Raw genomic sequence first — 24190 nt, forward strand, 5'->3', positions numbered from 1 at the left:
ATCGACGAAAAGCCCCCGCCACGCCAAACGCGATTCGTGACAAAGCGATCCACCCCGGGAATCGATTTAGGGGCTGTTGGGCGCCATAGGCAGCGCGATCAGCGACGGTTGAGGCGTAGTCGGGGACGCATCCCCAGCCCGGTAGCCGGCCCAATCGCCAGGCCTGATCACCCGCCCTCGATCACCGCCCTTGCCGCCTTGATCCCGCCTTGGCGGTCTTACGCCAGCGGCCGCAGCGCCCAGGTCACCGCGAGCCACACCGCCGACAGAATCGCCGCGCCGACGAACACCGCGCTGGCGCCTGAATGGGCCGCCAGCCAGCCACCCAGCGCACCGCCCGTGAACAGCCCGGCCGCTTGCGCCGTGTTGTAGAAGCCCAGCGCGAGCCCCTTGTACGCCTGCGGCGCCACGCGCGACACCAGCGAAGGCTGCAAGGCCTCCAGCACGTTGAAGGCGACAAAGAAACCGGTCAACGCCACAGCCAGCGTGTAAAAACCATGGCTGGCCGCCGGCAGCAGCGCGCACACCAGCACCAGGCCCGCCACGGCGGCGCGCAAGGCGCCCCGGTGGGCACGACGCTTTTCCGCGACGAACACCACGGGCACCATCAGTACGAACGACACCAGGATGACGGGCAGATAGACCTTCCACAGCTCGCGCGCGTCCAGCCCGCCGACTTTGGCCAGCAAGGCCGGCACCACCACGAACAGCGACACCTGGATCAGATGCAGCACGAACACACCAAAGTTCAGGCGCAGCAAGTCACGGTGGGTCAGCACTTCACGCGGCCGGGCGGCCTGCATGGTGCGGGCTTGGGTGCGCGGCACGACCGGCACCACAAAGCGCGCCACGCCCAGGCAGATCACGCCCAGGCAGGCGATGGTCCAGAACAAGCCCGACAGGCCCCACCAGCCCACCAACACGGGCGACAAGACCAGCGACACCGCGAAAGACAGTCCGATCGACCCGCCCACCATGGCCATGGCCCGGGTGCGGACTTCGTCGCGCGTGGCGTCCGCCAGCCAGGCGGTGACGGCGGCCGAGATCGCGCCCGCGCCCTGGATGGCGCGGCCGATGGTGATCCAGTACACGTCGGTCGCCTGCGCGCAGACGATGCTGCCCACTACGAACAGCAGCAGTCCGAACAGCACTACAGGGCGCCGCCCCCAGCGGTCGGACGCCAGGCCGAACGGGATCTGCATGAATGCCTGGGTCAGGCCATACATGCCCAGCGCCAGGCCGACGCGCGCGGGGTCGTCCCCGCCAGGCAAGCCGGCAGCCGCGACGGCGAACACCGGCAGCAACAGGAACAGCCCCAACATCCGGGCGGCGAACAGGCCGGCCAACGCGACGCTGGCGCGACGTTCGGAGGGGGTCAATTTCAGCTTGATGTCTGCCGGCATGCGAAAAATTCAACAATGACAAGGGCGGTGCGCGCGCGTGGATGTCACACGCTCACAGTCTGATCTGGCGGTGCGGCGCCGAACGCCGTTCAGTCCAACTTGTCGGACTGCCTTGAACGCGGGAGGTTTCGGCGCGCTATAGTAACAAGTTGGCCTTTGAAACCGCTTAAAAGAGCCTGATGGACACCCGATCGACGTGACAATACGCATACGGGGTGCACGCACCCACAACCTCAAGAACGTTTCGCTGGACCTGCCGCGCCACAAACTGGTGGTCGTCACCGGCTTGTCCGGCTCCGGCAAGTCTTCGCTGGCGTTCGATACGCTGTACGCGGAGGGCCAACGACGTTATGTGGAAAGCCTGTCCGCGTATGCCCGCCAATTTCTCCAGCTGATGGACAAGCCGGACGTCGACCTGATCGAAGGGTTGTCGCCGGCCATCTCTATTGAGCAAAAGGCCGCGGGCCACAACCCGCGTTCCACCGTCGGCACCATTACCGAAATCCACGACTACCTGCGCCTGCTGTATGCGCGGGTCGGCACGCCCTACTGCCCCGATCACGGCCTGCCGCTACAGGCGCAATCCGTCAGCCAGATGGTCGACGCGGTGCTGGGCTGGACGCCCGAAACGCGCCTGGCCGTGCTGGCGCCCATTGCGCGCGGCAAAAAAGGCAGCTTCGAGGACGAATGCGCCAGCTTGCAGGCGCAAGGCTATGTGCGGCTGCGCGTGGACGGCCAACTGATGGAAATCGACGGCATGGCGCCGTTGAAGAAAACCGAAAAGCACGACATCGACGTCGTCATCGACCGGCTGCGCATCAAGCCGGAAAGCAAGCAGCGCCTGGCGGAAAGCTTCGAAACCGCGCTGCAACTGGCGGATGGGCGCGCGCTGGCGCTGGACATGGACAGCGAACACGAGCAGGTGTTCTCCAGCCGCTACGCCTGCCCGGTGTGCAGCCACAGCCTGCCCGAACTGGAACCGCGCCTGTTCAGCTTCAACAACCCGATGGGCGCCTGCCCCAGCTGTGACGGCATCGGCCAGGTGGGCTTTTTCGACCCCAAGCGGGTCGTGGCCTTTCCTGAACTGAGCCTGGCCGCCGGCGCCATCCGGGGCTGGGACCGCCGCAACGCCTTCACGCATTCGCTGCTGAGCAGCCTGGCGGCGCATTACGAATTCGATATTGAAGCCCCGTTTGAAGACCTGCCCGAAGCCCTGCGCGACAAGGTGTTGTACGGGTCGGGCGAAGAAGAAATTTCGTTCCTCTACTTGAACGAGAAAGGCCGCAGCACCGTCAAGCGCCACACATTCGAAGGCGTCATCCCGAACCTGGAACGCCGCTGGCGCGAAACGGATTCCGCGACCGTACGGGAAGAACTGGGCAAGTACCGCAACATCAAGACCTGCCCGGACTGCGCCGGCTCGCGCTTGCGCCCCGAAGCCCGCAACGTGCTGATCGGCCACGATCCCCGCGGCGGCGAGCGCCACGGCCAAGCCATTTATGAAGTCGAGGCCATGCCGCTGTCCAGCTGCCTGGCCTGGTTCCGTGACCTGAGCCTGACGGGTGCCAAGCAGGAAATCGCGCAGCGCATCGTGCGTGAAATCGAGGCGCGGCTCAGTTTCCTGAACAACGTGGGCTTGAACTATCTGTCGCTGGACCGCAGCGCCGACACCATCTCGGGCGGCGAGGCCCAGCGCATACGCCTGGCCAGCCAGATCGGTTCTGGTTTGACCGGCGTCATGTACGTGCTGGACGAGCCATCCATCGGCCTGCACCAACGCGATAACGACCGCCTGATCGGCACCCTGCAACACCTGCGAGACCTGGGCAACAGCGTCATCGTCGTCGAGCACGACGAAGACATGATCCGCATGGCGGACTGGGTGGTCGACATGGGTCCGGGCGCGGGCGAGCACGGCGGCGAAGTCGTGTCGCAGGGTGATCCTGAAACGGTGCAGCGCGATCCGAACTCGCTGACCGGCCAGTACCTGAGCGGCGCACGCGAGATCGCAATTCCACCGCGCCGTCCGGTCAACGACGAACTGCCGTGGCTGACCTTGACCGGCGCCAGCGGCAACAACCTCAAAGACGTAGAACTGCGCGTGCCGGCCGGCCGCCTTGTCTGCGTCACGGGCGTGTCCGGTTCCGGCAAGTCCACACTGATCAACGACACGTTGGCGGTTGCCGTATCGCGCCAGCTGCATCACGCGCAAAGCGAACCCGCCCCCTACGTGTCGATGCAGGGTCTGGAAAATTTCGACAAGATCATCAGCGTCGACCAAAGCCCCATCGGCCGCACGCCGCGCAGCAACCCGGCAACCTACACCGGACTGTTCACCCCGATCCGAGAGCTCTTTGCCGGCGTGCCGGAAGCGCGTACGCGTGGCTATGACCCGGGCCGGTTCAGTTTCAACGTCAAGGGTGGCCGCTGCGAAGCGTGCCAGGGCGACGGCGTGGTCAAGGTTGAAATGCACTTTCTGCCTGACATGTACGTGCCTTGCGACGTGTGCCACGGCAAGCGCTACAACCGCGAAACGCTGGAAATCCGCTACCGGGGCCGCAACATCAGCGAAGTGCTGGACCTGACGGTTGAGCAGGCGCTGGAATATTTCGAATCCGTGCCCGCGATCTCACGCAAGCTGCATACGCTGATCGATGTCGGCCTGTCTTACATTCGCCTGGGTCAAAGCGCCACCACCTTGTCGGGCGGCGAAGCGCAACGCGTGAAGTTGTCATTGGAGCTGTCGCGCCGCAGCACCGGGCGCACGCTGTACATCCTGGACGAACCCACCACCGGCCTGCATTTCCGCGATATCGAACTGCTGTTGCAAGTGCTGAACCAGCTGGTCGACAGCGGCAATACCGTGCTGATCATCGAGCACAACCTGGACGTCATCAAAACGGCGGACTGGCTGATCGACATGGGCCCGGAAGGCGGCGACGGCGGCGGCTATGTCGTGGCACAAGGCACGCCCGAGGTTGTTGCCAATACAAAGGCCAGCCACACCGGGCAATACCTGGGCAAGCTGCTGCGCCGCAACGCAGGCCGGTAAATCGACGGGCACCCAATCGACGCGCACCGAATCGACGCGCACCTTAAGGCAGAAACCGCACCATGTACACCCTGATCATCGGCAACAAGAATTACTCATCGTGGTCCTTGCGGCCCTGGCTGGCGCTGCGTGCGACGGGCATCGAATTTAACGAGCAAAAGCTCGGGTTCTTCACGGAAGCGTTCACGCGACAAGTGGCGGCGGTGTCGCCCGCCGGGCTGGTGCCGGTGCTGCTGGACGGCGACTTCGCCGTGTGGGATTCGCTGGCCATCTGCGAATACGTGGCTGAACAGCACCCCGACGCGGCCCTGTGGCCCAAGGACGCAAAGGCGCGCGCGCGGGCGCGGTCGATTGTGGCGCAAATGCACAGCGGCTTTACGGCGCTGCGCAACACGATGCCCATGAATATCGAAGCGCATCTGCCGGACATCGACGTGCCCCAGGCCGCGCAGCAAGACATCGAACGCGTGCAAGCCATCTGGCGCGACACGCGCGCCAAGTTCGGCCAGGGCGGCCCGTTCCTGTTCGGTGAATTTTCGATTGCCGACGCGTTCTATGCACCGGTGGTGTCGCGCTTTACCACCTACAACGTGGCCGCGACGGGCGCCGTGCGCGACTACATGGACGCGGTGATTGCGCTGCCCGCCATGCAAGAATGGATGCGCGACGCGCATGCGGAAGCGACGTTCGTGCCGGAAGACGAGCCGTACCGCACGCATCGCTGAACGGGCACAACTGACGGGCGCAACGGGGCGCGCACCACGGCCCGGCAGCCCGTCAACGCCAGCGGCACCGCTTAGCCCATTTCAAACAGCCGCTTATGCTCGCGAATGGCGTAGCGGTCGGTCATGCCCGCGATGTAATCCGAAATGGCGCGGGCCTGTTCATTGAATGCCTCACGCCGGTAGTCGGGCGGCAATAGCCGCGGATCATCCAGGAACGCCGCGAACATCTCGCGCACAATGCGGCGCGCCTTCGCGGTCATGCGCAGCACCTGGTAATGCCGGTACAAGTTGTCGAACAAGAACTTCTTCAGTGCGTCGGCCTCGCGCCGGATTTCGTCCGAGAAACCGGCCAAAGGCGGTGCGCGGCGCACATCATCAACGCTGGTCGGGGCCGCGTCACGAATGCGAGCCAACGATGTTTGCGTCAGGTCGACAATCAAGGTGTTGATCATGCGGCGGATCGTCTCGGCCACCGCGCGGCGTGGCGCCAGGCCGGGATAGCGGTCCAGCACCTGGGCATGGTGGCGTTCGAAGATCGACACGTCTTGCAGCTGTTCCAGCGTGATCAAGCCTGAACGCAGGCCGTCGTCAATATCGTGGTTGTTGTAGGCCACTTCGTCGGCCAGGTTGGCCAGCTGCGCTTCCAGGGACGGCTGCGTGCGGTTCAGGAAACGCTCGCCCACATCGCCCAGCTGGCGGGCATGCGCGGCCGAGCAATGCTTGAGGATGCCTTCGCGCGTTTCAAAGCAAAGGTTCAGCCCGTTGAAATCCGCGTAGCGCTCTTCAAGCTCGTCCACCACGCGCAGGCTTTGCAGGTTGTGCTCGAAGCCGCCGGCCTCGGGCGCCAGCTCGCGCATGCAGGCATTCAGTTCGTCCTGGCCGGCGTGGCCGAAGGGCGTGTGGCCAAGATCGTGCGCCAGCGAAATGGCTTCGGTCAGGTCTTCGGACAACCCCAGGCTGCGAGCCAGTGTGCGCGCAATCTGCGCCACTTCCAGGCTGTGCGTCAGACGCGTGCGGAACAGATCGCCTTCATGGTTGACGAACACTTGCGTCTTGTATTCCAACCGGCGAAAGGCGCCGGAATGGACGATGCGGTCGCGGTCACGCTGAAACTCGGTCCGGTTTTCGGGCGGTGGTTCGGCATAGGCCCGACCGCGCGATTGGGACGGGTCGGATGCGTAGGAAGCCAGCTCTTTCATCTGCAACACCGTCTCCATCGCGGTTACTGGGTGGTTCGGAACAAGACGGCGCGCACCGCCTCATCCGGGGCCGCGCGCATCAGCGCTTGGCCTATGCGCGGCATGAGCACATAGCGAATCGAGCCGCCTTCGGTTTTCTTGTCGACCTGCATCAGGTCCAGCCAGCGGTCGGCGCCCAGATCGGGCGCCACCACGGGGCAGCCGATAGCCGCCACCAGCGCGCGCACGCGTTCCACGTCGGCTCGCTGGAAACCGGCCACATCGGCCGACAACTCAGCCGCCTGCACCATGCCGCAACCGACGGCCTCGCCATGCAGCCAGGCGCCGTAGCCCAGCCCCGATTCAATGGCGTGGCCAAAGGTGTGGCCCAGGTTCAGGATGGCGCGCAGGCCGGATTCGCGTTCATCCTTGCCGACTACCTGCGCCTTCAGTTCGCAAGAGCGGCGAATGGCGTAGGCGACGGCCTGCGGATCCAGCGCGCGCAGTTTTTGCACGTTGTCTTCGCACCAGGTCCAGAAGTCCGGGTCCAGGATCAGGCCGTACTTGATGACTTCGGCCAAGCCGGCGGACACTTCGCGCGCGGGCAAGGTGTTCAGCACGTTGGTGTCGATTTCGACAGCCACCGGCTGATAGAACGCGCCGATCATGTTCTTGCCCAGCGGATGGTTCACGGCGGTCTTGCCGCCTACCGACGAATCCACCTGGGCTAGCAGCGTCGTGGGCACTTGCACGAAGCGCACGCCGCGCATGTAGACGGCGGCGGCGAACCCGGTCATGTCGCCGATGACGCCGCCGCCCAGCGCCACCAGCACGCAGCGGCGGTCCAGGCGATGCGTCAGCAAGGCGTCAAAAATCAGGTTCAGCGATTGCCAGTCTTTATAGGCCTCGCCATCAGGCAGTTCAATGCGCAGCACGCGCTTGCCCGTGCGGGCCAACGCGGCCTCGGCACGCTCGCCGTACAGGGCGGCCACCGTGGGGTTGGTCACGACCGCAATCGCGGTGGCGTCGGCGGGAATGCACTGGTCCAGGGCATCAAGGCGGCCGGGGCCGATGTGGATCGGATAGCTTCCGCCCGGGGTGTCGACGTCAACAACGTTCATATGCGCTTCTCGAAGGCTTGTAATTGCGGCAGCAGCGCCTTGACCAGCGTGTGAATGGGCATGGCCCCGGTTTCCACGACCAGGTCGGCGACTTCTTTATAGAGGGGTTCCCGCAGGGTCATCAGATCCCGCAGGGTGCCGCGCGGGTCGGCGGTGGCCAGCAACGGGCGGTTGCGGTCGCGGCAGGTACGGCGGAACAATTCGTCCACGCTGGCCCGTAAATAGATGACGATTCCGCGCTCGCGCAGGCGTTGGCGGTTTTCACTTGCCAGGATGGCGCCGCCACCGGTAGCAAGAATAATGTTGCGCCGTTGGGTACACTCCTCCAAGGCGGCGGACTCTCGGCGACGAAAACCGGCTTCGCCCTCGATTTCGAAGATAACCGGCACCCGAACGCCGCAACGCGCCTCGAGCTCATGATCCAGATCCATAAACTCGCGCCCCAGCGCACGCGCCAGGCTTCGGCCTATGGTGGTCTTGCCCGCGCCCATCATTCCCACCAGGAACACGGGCAGGTCATGCGGCAATGGCACGGTCTTGCCTGTGCACTCGATGGCGCAAGGCACGTGGTCAGGCCCCTGGTCGGAGGGCGCTGGGTCCGGGTCAGCCTCCGGACATGAGTGGGCGGAAAAGTTCATGTCGGCATTATCACATCTGCCGCCAGTTGCCCGCGCACCACACAGAACAATCTTGTTACAGAAACCGATCCCTCGCGCTGAGATGGGACCGGAGATACCCGTAAAATCGCCGCGATGAGCAAGCCCCAGAATTCCTCCAAGAAAGACAAGCCCGCCAAGAGCGGCTCCCCGATCCTGCGATTCTTCGTAAAAACCGGCATCCTCTTTGCCGGCCTGTTCCTGTGCGGCGTATTGCTGGCCGGAATGGCGCTGGCGCTGGCCTGGCCGAACCTGCCCGACCTGAACGCCATGACGGACTACCGCCCGCGGGTGCCGCTGCGCGTGTACACGGCCGACCGCGTGCTGATCGGGGAATTTGGCGAAGAACGCCGCAACGTGCTGCGTTTCAATGAAATCCCCGACGTCATGAAGTCGGCGGTGCTGGCGGCCGAAGACGACCGCTTCTACCAGCACGGCGGTATCGACTGGACGGGCGTGGTGCGGGCGGGCCTGACCAACCTGATCAACATGTCCAAGACGCAGGGCGCCAGCACGATCACGATGCAGGTGGCGCGTAACTTCTACCTGTCGTCGGAAAAGACCTATTCGCGCAAGTTCTACGAACTGCTGCTGACGTTCAAGATTGAGTCCGAGCTGACCAAGGACCAGATCCTTGAGCTCTATATGAACCAGATCTACCTGGGTCACCGCGCCTACGGTTTCGCCGCCGCGTCGCGCACGTACTTCGGCAAGCCCTTGTCCGAAGTGACCCCGGCCGAAGCCGCCATGCTGGCCGGCATCCCGAAGGCGCCTTCGCGCTTCAACCCGATTTCGAACCGCCCCCGCGCCGAACTGCGCCAGCGTTACGTGCTGGGCCGGATGCAGTCGCTGGGCTATCTGACCGAGCCGGAATACAAGCAGGCGATGGCGCAGCCCATCATCATGAAGTCGGCGGAAGGCACGCCGGCGGGCGGCTATTCGATTCACGGCGAATACGTGGCGGAATTGGCACGCCAGCTGCTCTACAACGTCTACCAGGACAACGTCTATTCGCGCGGCATCAACATCTACACCACCGTGCAGTCCAAGGACCAGGAAGCCGCGTATCGCGCCGTGCGCGAAGGCGTGCTGGAATACACGCGTCGCGCGCCCTACCCCGGCCCCGAAGAGCAACTGGACCTGCCCCCGGGCACCGAAAACAATCCGGCCGCGCTGGATGAATTCCTGGACGGCGTGTTCGACAAATTCAGCGATAGCGGCGACCTGTTGACCGCCCTGGTGTTGTCGGCCAGCCCCACCGAAGTGAAGCTGGCGCGCAGCTCGCGCGAGATCATCACCGTCACCGACAAGAAGGTGCTGGGCGTCGTCGCCCGCGCGCTCAATGACAAGGCCAAGCCCGAACAGCGCATCAAGCGCGGCTCGGTGGTCTACATCCGCAAGTTCGGCGACAACTGGGAAATCATCAACCTGCCGTCGGTGCAGGCCGCCTTCGTCGCCTTGTCGCCGCAAGATGGCGCCATCCGCGCGATGGTCGGCGGTTTCGATTTCTATCGCGGCAATTTCAACCGTGTAACGCAAGCGTGGCGCCAGCCGGGCTCGAACATCAAGCCGTTCATCTACGCGGCCTCCCTGGAGCGCGGCCTGACGCCCGCCACGCAGATTTCCGACCAGCCGTTCGAACTGACGGCGGCGCAAACCGGCTCGAAGGCCTGGAACCCCAAGAACTACGGCAATCAGTACGAGCCCATGCTGACCTTGCGCCAGGGCCTGTACAAGTCCAAGAACATGGTGTCGATCCGCATCCTGCAAGCCATTGGCCCGCAGTACGCACAGGACTACCTGACCCGCTTCGGCTTCGACAAGGCACGCCAACCGGCCGTGCTGCCGCTGGCCCTGGGTGCAGGCAGTGTCACGCCGCTGCAACTGGCCGGCGCGTTCTCGGTATTCGCCAACGGCGGCTACCGCGTCACGCCCTACCTGATCGACCGCGTCACCGACAGCAGCGGCAAGGTCATCATGCAGTCCAAGCCCGTGGTGGCCGGCGACGCGGCTGCCCGCGCCATCGACCCGCGCACCGCCTGGGTCATGGACGACATCCTGCGCGGCGTGGCCACCTACGGCACGGCCGCGCGCGCCCGCGCACTGCTCAAGCGCAACGACATCGCCGGCAAGACCGGCACCACCAACGAATCCGTGGACGCCTGGTTCTCGGGCTACACACCGAACCTGGTGGCAACGGCGTGGCTGGGCTTTGACCAGCCCAAATCGCTGGGCTCGCGCGAGACCGGTGGCGGCGTCGCCATGCCGATCTGGGTCGACTACATGCAAGACGTGCTCAAGGGCGTGCCGGAAGAAAAGCCGCGCCCCCGCCCCGATGGCCTGATCGTGGAAAACGGCGAGTTCTACTTCTCTGAATTCCCGCCCGGACAGGCCGTGGCCCGTCTGGGGTTGGCCGAAGCCGACACCCTGGGCGAGTTCCTGAACGGCCTGGGCGGCAGCAGCAGCCCGGATACGAAGATCAAGGTGGCGCCGGGCGTGGGAACGCAAAACGCGGCTCCGTGGTCGCAGAAGATCCCGTTCTGACGAAAAAAGGCCGGCCTGGATAGGCCGGCCTTTCAGTTTTTGGGTAGGCCCCGGCGGCTCACTGCAACGCCGCTTGCGCCGGCCTGAACCGCTTGAAATCCCAATGCCGACCCGGCGCGGCATCCAGCAGCTGGCGCGTGTAGCCATCCTGCGGTCGAGTCAGCACCGCAGCCGCCTCCCCCGCCTCGACGATCTGCCCCGACTTCATCACGACGATCGAATTGCATATCTGCGCCGCCACGCGCAGGTCGTGTGTGATGAACAGCACCGCGGTGTCAGTGCGGGCACGTATGTCTTCGATCAGTTCCAGCACCTGTGCTTGCACCGACACATCCAGCGCCGAAACCGCCTCGTCGGCGATCAGGATGTCGGGCCGCAGCGCCAACGCGCGCGCAATGCAGATGCGCTGGCGCTGCCCGCCCGAGAACTGATGCGGATAGCGCTCCATGGTGTCCGCGCCCAGCCCGACAATATCCAGCAGTTCGATCGCCCTCGCTTGCGCCTCATCTTGCGGCACACCGAAGTTGCGCATGCCCTCGATGATGGAATCGCCCACGCGAATGCGCGCATTCAGCGACCGGTACGGGTCCTGGAACACCACCTGGATGCGCTTGCGCACAGGATGGAATTGCCGTTTGCTGGCCGTGGCGATCTCGGTGCCGTCCAGACGCACGCTGCCGGAACTGGGATCGATCAAGCGAGCGATGCAGCGCGCCAGCGTGGACTTGCCGGACCCCGACTCGCCCACGATGCCGACGATCTCTTTCTTGCGCAGTGTGAAGCTGACGTCGCGCACGGCGTGCACCGCGCGCTTTGCCTTGAAGAAGCCGCGCTCGTTGTAGGTTTTTTGCAGACCGTTGACCACCAGCACAGGTTCGCCTTCGGGCGCCTGCCGAGCGGACGGCGCAAGGCCCGGCACCGATGACACCAACATGCGCGTATAAGCCTCTTTCGGACGCGCCAGCACCTCATCGCGCGTCCCCACCTCGACCAGCTTTCCGCGGTTCATCACCGCAATACGATCCGCGATTTCCGCCACCACGCCAAAGTCGTGCGTGATGAACAGCACCGCGGTGTTGTGCGACTTCTGCAGTTCCAGTATCAACGCCAGGATCTGCTTCTGGATGGTCACGTCCAGCGCGGTGGTGGGCTCGTCGGCAATCAGCAGCTTGGGGTTCAGGATCAGCGCCATGCAGATGACGATGCGCTGGCGCTGTCCGCCGGAAAGCTGATGTGGATAGGACTGGTAGATACGTTCCACCTCAGGCAAGCGCACCGATTCCAGCATGTCCAGGATTTTGCGCTTGCGCGAGGCCGCGTCCATCGCGCTATGGGTGCGCAGTACCTCGTCGATCTGCCAGCCAACCGTGCGCACCGGATTGAGCGCCGTCATGGGCTCCTGGAAGACCATGGACATGCGGGTGGCGCGCAGCTCACGCAGACGCTCCGGCGTGCACGCCAGCACGTCTTCGCCGTCAAGCAGAATGCGGCCCGCGCTGGGCCGCAGCGCATCCGGCGCCAACAGGCCCATTACCGAAAACGACGTGACGGATTTGCCCGATCCGGACTCTCCGACCACACACAGTGTTTCGCCGGCGTGTATGTCGAAGCTGATGCCTTCGACCACGTGGCGCGGCTCATCCGCCGGCGTGCCGACGAGCGTCACCGACAGATTCTGCACTTGCAGCACGGGCATTGTGGAATTGTTCATGTCAGACCCTTCGCGCCATCTTGGGATCAAGGGCGTCGCGCAGGGCGTCGCCCAGCATGTTCACGCTGAGCACGGTCAGCGCCAGGAACATGCCCGGCAGCAGGATCAGCTCGGGCTTGATCTGGAAGTACATCCGGCCTTCGGCGATCACGTTGCCCCAGGACGGAAACTCGGGCGGCATACCAACGCCCAGAAAGCTCATGACCGCCTCGGACAGCATCGCGGATGCAAAGATGAAAGTGCCCTGCACGATCAGCGGCGCCACCGTGTTGGGCACCAGATGGCGCCGCATCAGCACGTGCGTGGGCGTGCCCAGCGAAATGGCGGCTTCCACATAGGGTTCGTCGCGCAGGCTCAGGATCAGGCCGCGTACCAGGCGCACCACGCGCGGAAACTCGGGCACGGCAATGGCGATCAGCACGGTCAACATACTGGCGCCCGTCACCGCCACCAGCGCGATGGCAAGCAGGATGCCGGGCACGGACATGATGCCGTCCATGACGCGCATGATGACCATGTCCGCCGAGCGAAAGTAGCCCGCGACCACGCCCAGCGCCAAGCCGGGTATCAACGCGGCCACGGCCGTGCCCGCCCCGATCATCAACGAAATGCGCGCGCCATGGACCACGCGCGACAGCACGTCGCGGCCATACGCATCGGTGCCAAACCAGTGCTCGGCGGAAAAGCCCTTCAGGCGCTGCATGGGATCGATGGCCATGGGATCGGCCAGCCCCAGCAGATTGGCCGAGATCGCGGCCAGGACGATGACCCCAAGCACAGCCAGTGCCGCCATGACCGGCCACGTGGACAGCGTGCGCACCAGCGCGGACGCGGGTCGCTTGCGGATGGCGGGCGCAGCGCCGGCCCCACCCGCGATCGAGTGTATGGAAGTAGACATGCAGGTTCCTTCAATAACGGATGCGCGGATCGAACACCGAATACAGGACGTCGATCGTCAGGTTCACCCCGATGTAGACCAGCGAGAACAGCAGGATCAGCCCTTGGATCAGCGGATAATCGCGCGCCAGCACCGACTCGACCACCAGCCGCCCCAGGCCGGGCAGGTTGAAGACCGACTCCGTGACGACCACGCCGCTGATCAATAACGCGATGCTCACGCCGATCACGGTGATGATGGGCACGGCTGCGGTTCGCAGCGCGTGCGCCATCATCACGGCGCGTTCGGTGATGCCCTTGGCGCGCGCGGTGCGGATGAAGTCCTCACCCATCACCTCCAGCACGCTGCTGCGGGCGATGCGCGCGATCAGGGCCACAAACCCCGTGCTGAGCGCGATGGTGGGCAGCAACAGGTGCATGCCGAAGGCAACAAGACCCGCCGAAGGCGACTTATAGCCCTGCACGGGTAGCCAGCCCAACTTCATGGCAAACAACAGGATCAGCGCATAGCCGGTGACGAAGATGGGCACCGAAAAGCCCAGCACCGAAAACGCCATCACCGCCCGGTCAGTCCGGGTGCCGCGCCGCCACGCCGAGAACACACCCAGCGGCACCGCGATCAGCGTGGACAGCAGGATGGTCGACAGCGCCAGCGCCAGCGACGGCCCCACGCGATTGCCGATCATCGCGGTGACGGGCGTGCCCGAATGCAGCGACACGCCCAGATCGCCTTGCAGCACCTGGCCGCTCCACAGAAGGAACTGGGTGGCCAGCGACCGGTCCAGCCCCATGTGCTCGCGAATCTGGGCCAGCTGCGTCTCGGTGGCCGCATCGCCCGCCAGCATCAGCGCCGGATCTCCCGGCGTCAGCCGCAGCAGGCAAAACACCAGCACGGCCACCGTCAGCACCACCGGAACGGTCGCCAGGATGCGCCTGAGTAGGTAGCTGAACATGCTGGCTTACCGGCTGGCTTTCTTGATGTTCCAGAACACCGGCGCGGGCGATTCCAACACGCCGGACAGCTTCTTGCTGTAAGCGGCGGCGGTCTCGATCTGGCCCAGTGTGACGGCCACGCCTTCATCCAGCATCACGTCCTGCAATTGGTCGGCGATCTGCTTGCGTTCCGGTTCCGTCGCCGCCACCAGGAACTGGTCACGCAGCGCTTCGACCTTAGGCACGGTCGGCCAGCCGAACCAGGCCTTCTCGCCGTTGGCGGACACGCCATAGTTGCGCAGCGGGTCCATGATTTCGCTGACGTGCCACGTGGTCACGAAAATGCTCCAGCCGCCCTTGGCGGGCACGTCGCGGTTGGCGCGGCGCGACAGCATGGTCATGAAATCCATGGCCTGCAATTGCACGTTGAAGCCGGCCTGGCGCAGCTGCTGCGCCATCACCACGGGAATGGCGGACGCCATGGCAATGTCGGTGGCATGCAGGATCACGACAGGCGCGCCGTCGTACTTGGCCTCCTTCAGCAACGCCTTCGCCTTCTCGATGTTGGACGGCACGATCATGTCGGCGCGCGTATCGCTGGAATACGGCAGGCCGCAGCCGAACACCGCGCCGCAAGTCTTGAAGAATTCCGGGTCGCCCACTTGCGCCTTCAGGATGTCACCCTGGCCGACCGCATACATGGCCGCCTGGCGCACCAGCTTGTTGTCGAACGGCGCATTAAGTTGGTTAAAGCGGTACATGGGCTGGTAGCCCATCTTGTCCAGCACACGCAGCGTCAGGTCCGGTGAACCTTTCACCATCGGCACCAGGTCGAAAGGCACGGTCTCGATGTAATCGACCTCTCCGCCCAGCAGGGCATTCACAGTCGTCATCGGGTCGGCCATCGCCACCCATTCCACGCGATCCACATTGACCACCTTGCCGCCCGCCGTCCAGCTGGGCGCTTCCTTGCGCGGCACGTAGTCAGTGTTTTTTTCGTAGACCGTCTTCACGCCCGGCTGGAATTCCTTCTGCACGAACTTGAAGGGACCGGATCCGGTGTAATCGCTGATGGCCTGTGCCACCGGCGTTTGCGCGACCCGCTTGGGCATCATGAAGCTGGGCAGGCCGCTGGGCTTGCCCAGTGCCGACAGCACGTCGGCAGGGGCCGTCAGCACGATCTTGAAAGTCTTGTCATCGATGGCGTCCATCGAGGCAACCAGCGGCATGAGCTGGCGACCGGTCTTGTCCGACTGCGCCCAGCGCTGGATCGACGCCACGCAATCCTCGGCCTTCACGGCGGTGCCATCGTGCCATTTCAACCCGTCGCGCAACGTGAAGGTGTAGGTCTTGCCGTCCGGCGAGATCTCCCACTTGTCCGCCATCTGTGGCTGGACCTTGTTGTTCGCGTCTGTCGCCAGCAGCGTGTCGTAGATCATGTAGGCGTGGTTGCGCGTCTGGTGCGACGCCGTCAACACAGGGTCCAGCACCGTCAGCTTGCTGGCCATCACCACAGTCAGCGTTTCCGCCTGCGCGGGCGCCCAGGCCAGGGCAGCGGCGCAAGCCACTGCCGCGCCAACGCGGCCCAGGCCATAGCGGGCTTCAAGTCTTTCAGCATTCAGATAAGCCATGTCATTCCCTTGTAGTTTTATGGACGAACTGGGCCTGTGCCGGCCCTTCGGATGGAGTGTCGATCAGGTCACACGACGTCGAATGACAGCGGCGACATCTGTTGCGCGCTGCGGCCGGCCACCAGGTCGCGCGAAGGCACCAGCGCCTCGGCGCGACGCTGCGCCTCGTCTACCTGCTCGGCGGCCTTGCGGTAATCCAGCGTATGCACCTGTCCCTCGTGCAGCACGCGGCGGCCGTCGATATACACGGTGTGCACAGCGCGGTCCGCAGCGGCGTAAACCAGGCTGCGTACCGGATCGCGCGACGGGCGCATCAGGTAATGCGTCATGTCCACCATCACGAGGTCGGCGCGCGCGCCCACCGCGATGCGGCCCAGGTCTTCGCGGCCCAGCGCCTTCGCGCCACCGACCGTCGCGGCGTGGAACACTTCGCCGGTGGTGACCGCGCGCGGCGTTTGCGCCATCAAGCGAGCCAGATAGCCCACGTGGCGCATTTCCTCGATCATGTTGTGCGGATAGGTGTCCGTGCCGATGCCCAGGTTGATGCCCGCGCGGCGATAGCGTCCAAAGTCGCGCAGCGCCATGCCCCGGCGCATGAATACCGTGGGGCAGTGCGCCACGCTGGCGCCCGTCTCGGACAGGATGGACAGGTCGGTCGCCGTACCCCAGTGCGTATTCGGGTGGTCGTCCACGAAGATGCCGTGGCCGACGATGCTGCCCGGATCCAACACGCCCAGGCTATGCAGCCACTGGACCGGTGTGAGGCCATGGCGGCGCGTGATTTCGTGAAATTCCGGCAGCGACTGCGCGGCATGAGTCTGCCAGCCGATGCCGCGACGCTTTGCCTCTTGATGACTGGCCTTCAGCAGTTCGGGCGTGCAGGTGTCGATCTGCGCGGGCACCAGCATGCCTGTGAGGCGGCCGCACGCGTGCGCCTCGGCCTTATCGATCAACGCCAGCGCGCGCTCCATGCCCGCCTCGCCGGCCTTCTCGTTCCAGTCGTACTCCACCACATGGCCGTTGCGCGTGTACCAACGCGCCGAGCGGAACATGGGCGCGATATACGCCCGCAGGCCGCTTTGCACCATGATGTCGATCCAGTGCTCGTGTGCCACCGACATGTCCACCACGGTCGTCACGCCTGACATCAGCAGTTCGGCGGCGGCCAGCGTCAGCTGCGCGGGTGCGGCTTCGTCGTCGCCTTCCATGGTGGGCATGTACTCGTACAGATTCGAGTTGTACAGGCCCGGTGACCCGGTTTCGTCCGTGTAGCCCTTGTTGATGGGCTCATGCACCAGATGGCTGTGGATGTCCACCAGGCCCGGCATCACCATCATGCCGTTGCCGCTGACGATTTCCGCATCCGGCGTGGCCGCCTGCGCCCCCGCCCCGACGTGCGTGATACGGCCGTCCTCAAAGGCCACGTCGGCGTTCTTCATGTAGACGTGCTGCTGGCGCGAGGCGTCCCAGGCAACCACAACGTCGGCGTTCTTGATCAGGGTAGTCTTCAACGTTATTTCCTCTGAAATGAAGGGCGGATATCCATGTGGCGCGCTGCGTTAGCGCCAGTCTGGCCGCGAGCCCTGGCGGGCGCTGGGCGGCGCCAGGCTGGGCAGCCCGCGCGGCAAAAACTTTCCTTGGCCCGGCGTGCCCGTAAAGCGCTTGCCGTCCCAAACGACTTGTCCGCGCAACAACGTCATCGCGGGCCACGCCCGCAGCGTCGTGCCCGCGTACGGCGTGTAGTCCACCGCGTGGTGCAGATGTTCATTGGTGAGCGTGAACTCGCGCTCTTCCCAGATCACCAGGTCGGCATCGCTGCCGATGGCCAGCGTGCCCTTTCGCGGGTACAGGCCATAGGCGCGCGCCGGCTGGGTTGCGGTCAGCTCCACGAAGCGATTCACGCTGATGCGGCCGCCCAACACCCCTTCCGAATACAGCAACGGCATGCGCGTTTCGATGCCGGGAATGCCGTTCGGAATATGACGGAACGCCACCTCTTTGCCGCCGGGCGTCTTGCCGTCCTCGCCGGTCAGGTTGAAGGGCGAGTGGTCGGACGAAAACACCGTGAAAAGGCCGTCCGCCAGCCCCTGCCAGATCTGCTCCTGGCTGGACTTGTCGCGCGGCGGTGGGCTGCACACGCAGCGCGCGCCGAAATAGCTGTCGTCCACGCCTAGATCCGCGGCGGTCAGAAAAAGGTATTGCGGGCAGGTTTCGGCATAGACATTCAAGCCCTTGGCACGCGCCTCGCGGATTTGCGCGACCGCTTCGCCGCCCGAGATGTGCACCAGCAAGATGGGAACGTCGATAAGTTCGGACAGCGCGATGGCGCGATGGGCGCCTTCGCGCTCCACCAGCATCGGCCGCGAAACGGCATGAAAGCGCGGCGCGGTGCGGCCAGAGGCCTCCAGGCGGCGCGTCAGCCAGGCGATGCAATCGGAGTTTTCGGCATGAATCATCGCCATGCCGCCATGCACGCGCGCCACGTCCAGCACGTCCAGGATCTGGGCGTCGGACAACTTCAGCGCGTCATACGTCATATACAACTTGAACGAGGTGTAGCCGGCCGCTATCAGGCGCGGCAGCTCGTCGGCCAGCACGGTGGGCGTGGGGTCGGTCAGGATCAGGTGAAAGGCGTAGTCCACGCAGGCTCGGCCGTCGGCGCGCTGGTGGTAATCGTCGATGGCGGCCTGCACCGTGGCGCCCTTGCGCTGCGCCGCGAAGGGGATCACGGTGGTCGTGCCCCCGCAGGCGGCCGAGCGCGTACCCGTGAAAAAGTCATCCGCCAACTTCACGGGCGGCGCCATCGGCTGGTCCAGGTGGCAATGGGCGTCGATGCCGCCCGGCGTGACCACGCGTCCGGCCACGTCGATTTCACACATGCCCGCCGCCAAGCCGCGGCCGATCTGCACAATGCGGCCGTCCACGATCCCCAGATCCGCGCGACAGGTATCGCCGGCCGTTGCCAGCACCGCGTCGCGCAGCACCAGATCAAAACCTTGCTTCGTCATATGCGTCAGCCCGTCTGATCCGCCCTTTCCCTGCCGTGAAAGCGTGGCGGGATGGGCATGTTGTGAGCGGATTCTAGGCCGAATACAAAAATGATTACGCTAGTGATTACCCTGAAATATACATTTCAAGGTCAAATTGTTAACATTATTTTTGACGCTGGCTTTTGGACCTTGCCCATGTCGGCGAATGATCGGGTATCTTCACGTTCATCCGCCAAATTGCGGCCAACGTGCAGCCTATAAGCAACCTACAAGCGGCAAGAGACCGCTCATTACCCGTGGCGGCGATCCCGCCCCGGCTTCCCACGCGCAAACCAAGAACGAGCCCATGGCATCAGACAAACGCGAAAACTCGGTCACCGGCATCTACGAGCGCATCTACCGCGCCATCCTGGACAACCGCCTCAAGCCCGGCACCAAGCTGGTCGAAGAGCGCCTGGCCGAAATCTTTGAAGTCAGCCGGCCGCGCATCCGTGAGGTTCTTGCGCGCCTGGCCCACGAACAGATCGTCGAACTTTTCCCCCAGCGTGGCGCCTACGTCGCCAAGCCGTCCATCGAAAAAGCGCGCGACGTCTTCGAGGCGCGCAGGCTGATCGAGCCCGCCGTCGTGCGCCGCCTGACGCAGAACCTGACTGCCGAGAAGCTGGCGCGCCTGCGCGAACACGTGCTGTTGGAACACGATGCCCGCAAGCGCGACGACAAGCGCGCCATCATCCGGCTGGCCGGCGAATTTCATATTCTTCTAAGCGAGCTAGCGGGCAACGGCGAACTGGCGCGCACGATGCGCGAGCTGTCCACGCTGACCTGCCTGGTCATCTTCCTGTACAACCTGCCCACCGCCACCAGCTGCCGCGACGACGAACACGAGCTGATAACCGAAGCCATCGCGGCGCGCGACGCCCAGCGCGCCGAGGAATTGACGCTGCATCACCTGGAGCACATCGAACAAAGCGTGAAGCTGGAATCGGTGGAAGAATCGGTGGATCTGGAAGAAGTCTTCAAGTTCTGACCCACATTGACCCAACCCCAAGCGAAAATAAAGAAAAGCCCCGGGGTGTAAAACCCGGGGCTTCGTTGCATCTGAAGGGCCGGCCATGACGGCCGGCCTTATCAGCCCTTGTTACTTTGCGAGTACGACGGCTTTATAGTTTCAGCGTAACCGGCACGCCGGCCGCGGCCGAGCAGATTTGCGACAGGGCGTCCGGCAGTTGCGGGCCGCCACGGGTGTCGTTCCAATGGTGGCCGTCGTAGCGGTAGTGGAAGCCGCCACTGCGGGCGGCTACCCACAGTTCCTGCATGGCGGCCTGGCTGTTGACGACGACATGGGTGTTGTCTTCGAAAACCATGGTCAGGACATTGCCGCTGCGGGTGGTTTCCACGTCGACGTCGAGCGAAGCCGCCCAGTCGTCGGCCTGGCTTTCGATGCTGTCCAGCACCTGGTCGATCAACGCAAGAAATTCGGTTTCGGTCATAATCGAGCCTGCAAGAATTACGGAGTTCCCAGTGTTCCAATTGGCATTCAGCCGCATGGCTCTTCGCATTGTAGCCACGCTTGTGGCCTCCGGCATGGTGGCGGCATGCGGCTACAAGGGGCCTTTATACATGCCGACGCCTGACGGCAAGCCGCCGTCGCGTTCGCAGCCCGCGCCGCAGATCCCTCCCCCTCCTTCGATCCCATGACGACAGCCTTTCCCCTGCCGCCGGAGTTGACCGGCCATCCCTATTTCCAGTACCGCAATAACGTACTGTACGCCGAGGATGTGCCGCTGGACCATCTGGCGCATGGGCTAGGCACCCCGCTGTACGTGTACTCTCGCGCGGCGCTCAAGGCCGCTTGGGAAACCTATCGCAGCGCCATCGGGCCGCTGCCCGTGCTGGTCTGCTACGGGATGAAGGCAAACTCCAACCTGGCGGTCCTAAAGGAATTCGTGCGGTTGGGCGCGGGCTTTGACATCGTCTCTGGCGGCGAGCTCAAGCGCGCGCTGGCGGTGGGCGCCGAGCCCTCCAAGATCGTGTTTTCCGGCGTGGGCAAGCAAGCCTGGGAAATGCGCGACGCGCTGGTCGCCGGGGTGAAATGCTTTAACGTCGAATCGGAAGACGAATTGCGCCGCCTGTCCGAAGTGGCGCAGGACATGGGCTTGCGCGCGCCGGTGTCACTGCGCGTGAACCCCGATGTGGACGCGCAAACGCATCCCTATATCTCCACCGGCCTGAAAGAGAACAAGTTCGGCATCGCCATTGAATCGGCGCTGGACGTTTATCGCGTCGCGCGGGAGCTGCCGGGCCTGGAGATCGTGGGCGTGGACTGCCATATCGGCTCGCAGTTGACCGATATCAGCCCCTATTTCGATGCGCTGGAAAAGCTGCTGGACCTGATCGATGCGTTAGAACGCGAAGGCATCCGCATCGCCCATCTGGATTTGGGCGGTGGGCTGGGCATCCGCTATACGGACGAGACGCCGCCTTCGCCCAAGGCGTTGCTGGACCGGGTATTTGAACGGCTGAACGCGCGCGGCCACGGGCATCTGCATCTGGTGCTGGAGCCCGGCCGTTCGCTGGTGGGCAATGCCGGCATGCTGCTGACCACGGTGCAATATCTAAAGCATTCGCCGGCGCGCAATTTCGCGATCGTCGATGCCGCCATGAACGATCTGCTGCGTCCCGCGCTTTACGAGGCCTATCACGGCGTGCAGCCGCTACGCCCGCGCGCCGGTGATCAAGTCGAATACGACCTCGTCGGGCCAGTATGCGAAAGCGCGGACTGGCTGGCCAAGGGGCGCGCACTGGCCATCCAGCAAGGCGACGTGCTGGCGGTGGAATCCGCGGGCGCCTACAGCATGGCCATGGCCAGCAACTACAACACACGCGCCCGCGCGGCCGAAGTCATGGTCGATGGCGACCACTACCACGTGGTGCGCCAACGCGAGACGCTGGACGATCTGCTCAAGGGCGAGTCCACGCTACCTTGAAGGCGCGCCGGGGCGGCGGCAGGCGTCGCGCCGCCAAGCCGCTTGTCATCCGCCGGCGCGATTTCCGTGGCACGCAACTTTTGCGTATCACTTGAACTCGTGCGAGATCGCGGCCGGCTTGTCGGCCGCAACCGTCAAGGTCATCCGATGCTCGCCCGCCGTCGCATTTCGCACGGTCACCTGGTAGCGTCCTGGCGTCAAAGACAGTTCCCGCAAGGGCGGGCTTACCCCGCGTGAACGGCCGTTGATCAAGACTTCGCCCCACGGACGCACGGCAACACGCACCGAAACAGGCGCGGCCTTGGGTGGCGCGGTTGAGACGGGCGCGGCTGCGGATGCGGGTGCGGATGCGGGTGCGGATGCGGATGCGGGTGCGGGTGCGGATTCGGATGCGGATGCGGATGCGGATGCGGCGTCGATATTGCTCGCACTGCCATCAGACGCGGGCGCAGGCGCGCCGCCGCTGGAGGCCGCTTCAACATGAGCCGACGGCGTTGCAGGCGTGGGCTGAGAAGCCTGCGATGGCTGAGTTGCAGGAACAGGCGAAGACCCCTGCGACGCCTGGGTCGCGCGCGTGGGCTGAGAAGCCTGTGGCGGTTCAGGCGCCGTCGCCAGAGGTTGCTGCGGAGCCGGCGCCCTACCCGGGGTCGGCGCGGGGGCAGGGGCGGGAGCGGAGGCTGTCACGGCAGGCGACGCCTGGGGCATACGTGCCGACGCCTCGGGCGTACCGGCCAGTTCAACAGGCGTAGACGTCATGCGAACCCAGGCGTACCCGCTGCCCGCCAGCAGTAAGGCGCACGCCAAGATCCAAGGCAAGACGCGCGCGCGTTCACGCGGAAGTTCGCGTGCCGTCCGCGCTTCGGGCGGCGATGCTGCGGGCGGCGGTGCTTCGGGCTGCGATGCTCCGGGCGGCGATGCTGCGGTCGGCGGCGTCTTGACCTCAGCAGGGGTAGCCACCGTCGGCAAGGCCGCGGGCAATATCGGCGACGTACGCAGCAGCGGCGTTCCTATCGCTGCCGCGAACGCTTGCGCCGTTTGCGGTCTTGCGTGCATCGTCATCGCCAAACCGCTATCCACCGCGTCGCAAAACGCCCTCTCGTACTCGTTAGCGCCCCATTCCTCCAGCGGCAAGCAGTCATCGCGCACGCGACGCGCCAGCGCGCTTGGTGGCGCGCTGCCGGTTGCCAGAAAGTAAGCCAGCGCCGCCAGTCCGTACACATCGGTCCACGGCCCACAGGCATACGCCGGATCATCCGTGTATTGCTCGAACGCCGCATATCCGGCATGCCGGGGCGCGTCCTCCGCGTCGGGCGCCGGTGCTACGGGCGGCGGCGTCAACGTGGCCGCGCCCGTTGCGGCCCTGCCGACGATCGGGTCCCACGGCCCGCCCCCATCAAACGCAACCGCCCCCGGATGGATACCGCCATGCACCCGACCCGCCGCGTGCAACGGCGCCAGCGACGCGGCCAGCCCCGCGACGATGCGGGTGATCTCGTCTTGGCGCTTGCGACCCGGCGGCAAGCGCATCAGGTCGGCCAGGCGCGGGTGGCAAGGCGCGGCAGGTATGCCAGCCGTGCCCGGGCTCGGTGGCGTGATGGAAGCGGTCGTCATACGCGGTCCTCCGGGGTCGATCAGACTCATGGCCGCCACGTGGGCAGGGACGAGAACAGCCTGGCGAACAACGTGGCGTTCAGCGCGCCGCCATGCACATAGGTTTGCAACGCCGCGCCGTCCGCCTGGTTGGTCCACCAATAGCTCGTGTGCGAACTGGGGTTGAAGCAAAACGGCAGATCGGGCCACGCATTCAACGCGCGGCGCGCCAAGGGCGCGGATTCCGCGTCCAGCCCCGCCCGCAAGATGTCCATGATGTCGTTGCCCCCTCGCGGCGCGGCAGGGCCGGGCGCGGCAGTGGGCATGCGGACTTGCTGAAGGCTGCGGTCAAACTGTTCGGGCGCGCAGCCATGGCGTACGGCGGCCAACATGCTGGAGCCCACTTGACGGTAGTAGTCGCCGGCGCCATCCAGCATGCTGCTGTGATATTGCGCGGGCGGCAGCGCCGCGACGACACACAGCGGATACCCGCGCCCCACGCGGTCGCGGCTGGGGGTGATGCAACCCAGCTGCGCCACGCCGGCGCCGGGCCCTGCCGGAATGGCAAAGTTCCAGATAGGCGCCGAAGCAAAACTGCGCGCCGCGGCCGCGTCCGGCGCCTGCTTCAACGCCACCAGCCCGAACTGCAACCAGTGGTCCCACCACGCAATCAGTTCACGCGGCAGACGCCGATGCACGAAGTCGCCCGCGGCCGGGATCTTTCCGTACCAGCCCACCTGCCCGTTCTCCACTCCAAGCTCCATGTCGATGT

General features: G+C 64.9%; 19 protein-coding genes. 6 read left to right on the forward strand and 13 right to left on the reverse strand.

The genetic code is table 11. From position 1 onward, the window contains the following. Positions 1-218 precede the first annotated feature (218 nt). On the reverse strand, positions 219-1403 hold the full coding sequence (locus DVB37_RS27495; RefSeq protein WP_046802915.1) for an MFS transporter: 1185 nt from the start codon (positions 1401-1403) through the stop codon (positions 219-221). Between the two features lie 196 nt (positions 1404-1599). Here DVB37_RS27495 and uvrA point away from each other — a divergent pair, with 196 nt between their 5' ends. Together uvrA and DVB37_RS27505 are read left to right on the forward strand one after the other, a co-directional pair. Then, positions 1600-4455 (forward strand): excinuclease ABC subunit UvrA, encoded by a 2856-nt coding sequence (gene uvrA / locus DVB37_RS27500; RefSeq protein ID WP_370638738.1) that lies wholly within the window; start codon positions 1600-1602, stop codon positions 4453-4455. 62 nt (positions 4456-4517) lie between these two features. Beyond that, positions 4518-5180 carry a glutathione S-transferase family protein gene (locus tag DVB37_RS27505; RefSeq protein ID WP_120157301.1) on the forward strand — a complete coding sequence of 221 codons (663 nt, stop codon included), beginning with the start codon at positions 4518-4520 and terminating at the stop codon, positions 5178-5180. Positions 5181-5251: 71 nt separating this feature from the next. Here the strand turns inward: DVB37_RS27505 and DVB37_RS27510 are convergent, their stop codons facing one another. From DVB37_RS27510 to DVB37_RS27520, 3 genes are read right to left on the reverse strand one after another with little or no spacing between them, the layout of a single operon-like run. Then, positions 5252-6379 (reverse strand): deoxyguanosinetriphosphate triphosphohydrolase, encoded by a 1128-nt coding sequence (locus tag DVB37_RS27510; protein ID WP_046803121.1) that lies wholly within the window; start codon positions 6377-6379, stop codon positions 5252-5254. A 23-nt stretch (positions 6380-6402) separates the two neighbouring features. Then, positions 6403-7479, reverse strand: a complete 1077-nt coding sequence (gene aroB, locus DVB37_RS27515) for a 3-dehydroquinate synthase (protein ID WP_120157302.1) — start codon at positions 7477-7479, stop codon at positions 6403-6405. Further along, positions 7476-8117 carry a shikimate kinase gene (locus tag DVB37_RS27520; protein ID WP_046802911.1) on the reverse strand — a complete coding sequence of 214 codons (642 nt, stop codon included), beginning with the start codon at positions 8115-8117 and terminating at the stop codon, positions 7476-7478. The genes aroB and DVB37_RS27520 overlap by 4 nt, the downstream gene beginning before the upstream one ends. A 114-nt stretch (positions 8118-8231) precedes the next feature. On the opposite strand from DVB37_RS27520, the gene DVB37_RS27525 reads away from it, so the two are divergent. Further along, positions 8232-10679 (forward strand): penicillin-binding protein 1A, encoded by a 2448-nt coding sequence (locus tag DVB37_RS27525; protein ID WP_046802910.1) that lies wholly within the window; start codon positions 8232-8234, stop codon positions 10677-10679. 58 nt (positions 10680-10737) lie between these two features. Here the strand turns inward: DVB37_RS27525 and DVB37_RS27530 are convergent, their stop codons facing one another. From DVB37_RS27530 to hydA, 6 genes are all read right to left on the reverse strand, one after another. After that, on the reverse strand, positions 10738-12390 hold the full coding sequence (locus DVB37_RS27530; protein ID WP_240434012.1) for an ABC transporter ATP-binding protein: 1653 nt from the start codon (positions 12388-12390) through the stop codon (positions 10738-10740). Position 12391: 1 nt separating this feature from the next. Beyond that, positions 12392-13288, reverse strand: a complete 897-nt coding sequence (locus DVB37_RS27535; RefSeq protein WP_120157303.1) for an ABC transporter permease — start codon at positions 13286-13288, stop codon at positions 12392-12394. Between the two features lie 10 nt (positions 13289-13298). Continuing rightward, the gene (locus tag DVB37_RS27540; RefSeq protein WP_104142492.1) at positions 13299-14240 is read right to left on the reverse strand and encodes an ABC transporter permease; all 942 of its coding nucleotides are present in this window, start codon (positions 14238-14240) and stop codon (positions 13299-13301) included. A gap of 6 nt (positions 14241-14246) precedes the next feature. Next, on the reverse strand, positions 14247-15851 hold the full coding sequence (locus DVB37_RS27545) for an ABC transporter substrate-binding protein (RefSeq protein ID WP_120157304.1): 1605 nt from the start codon (positions 15849-15851) through the stop codon (positions 14247-14249). A gap of 68 nt (positions 15852-15919) precedes the next feature. Further along, on the reverse strand, positions 15920-17362 hold the full coding sequence (locus tag DVB37_RS27550; RefSeq protein ID WP_046802907.1) for an amidohydrolase family protein: 1443 nt from the start codon (positions 17360-17362) through the stop codon (positions 15920-15922). Positions 17363-17410: 48 nt separating this feature from the next. After that, positions 17411-18859, reverse strand: coding sequence for a dihydropyrimidinase (gene hydA / locus DVB37_RS27555; protein WP_120157305.1), 1449 nt, complete (start codon positions 18857-18859; stop codon positions 17411-17413). A 328-nt stretch (positions 18860-19187) separates the two neighbouring features. On the opposite strand from hydA, the gene DVB37_RS27560 reads away from it, so the two are divergent. Then, positions 19188-19868 (forward strand): GntR family transcriptional regulator, encoded by a 681-nt coding sequence (locus DVB37_RS27560; protein ID WP_046802905.1) that lies wholly within the window; start codon positions 19188-19190, stop codon positions 19866-19868. A 133-nt stretch (positions 19869-20001) separates the two neighbouring features. On the opposite strand, the gene cyaY is transcribed toward DVB37_RS27560, so the two are convergent. After that, positions 20002-20331 carry an iron donor protein CyaY gene (cyaY, locus tag DVB37_RS27565; protein WP_046802904.1) on the reverse strand — a complete coding sequence of 110 codons (330 nt, stop codon included), beginning with the start codon at positions 20329-20331 and terminating at the stop codon, positions 20002-20004. Positions 20332-20425: 94 nt separating this feature from the next. On the opposite strand from cyaY, the gene DVB37_RS28820 reads away from it, so the two are divergent. Both DVB37_RS28820 and lysA read left to right on the forward strand, forming a co-directional pair. Continuing rightward, on the forward strand, positions 20426-20539 hold the full coding sequence (locus DVB37_RS28820) for a lipoprotein (protein WP_240434190.1): 114 nt from the start codon (positions 20426-20428) through the stop codon (positions 20537-20539). Further along, positions 20536-21828: a diaminopimelate decarboxylase gene (gene lysA, locus DVB37_RS27575; protein WP_120157306.1), complete on the forward strand. Its 1293-nt coding sequence runs from the start codon at positions 20536-20538 to the stop codon at positions 21826-21828. The genes DVB37_RS28820 and lysA overlap by 4 nt, the downstream gene beginning before the upstream one ends. A gap of 87 nt (positions 21829-21915) precedes the next feature. Here lysA and DVB37_RS28515 read toward each other — a convergent pair whose 3' ends face one another. Next, positions 21916-23439 (reverse strand): hypothetical protein, encoded by a 1524-nt coding sequence (locus tag DVB37_RS28515; protein ID WP_162941301.1) that lies wholly within the window; start codon positions 23437-23439, stop codon positions 21916-21918. A 26-nt stretch (positions 23440-23465) separates the two neighbouring features. Beyond that, a complete protein-coding gene (gene tagF / locus DVB37_RS27590) occupies positions 23466-24182 on the reverse strand; it encodes a type VI secretion system-associated protein TagF (protein WP_120157309.1) in 717 nt (238 codons plus the stop codon). Positions 24183-24190 lie beyond the last annotated feature (8 nt).

Origin of the sequence: Achromobacter sp. B7 (assembly GCF_003600685.1) — a bacterium.
GTDB classification, from domain to species: domain Bacteria; phylum Pseudomonadota; class Gammaproteobacteria; order Burkholderiales; family Burkholderiaceae_B; genus Achromobacter; species Achromobacter spanius_B.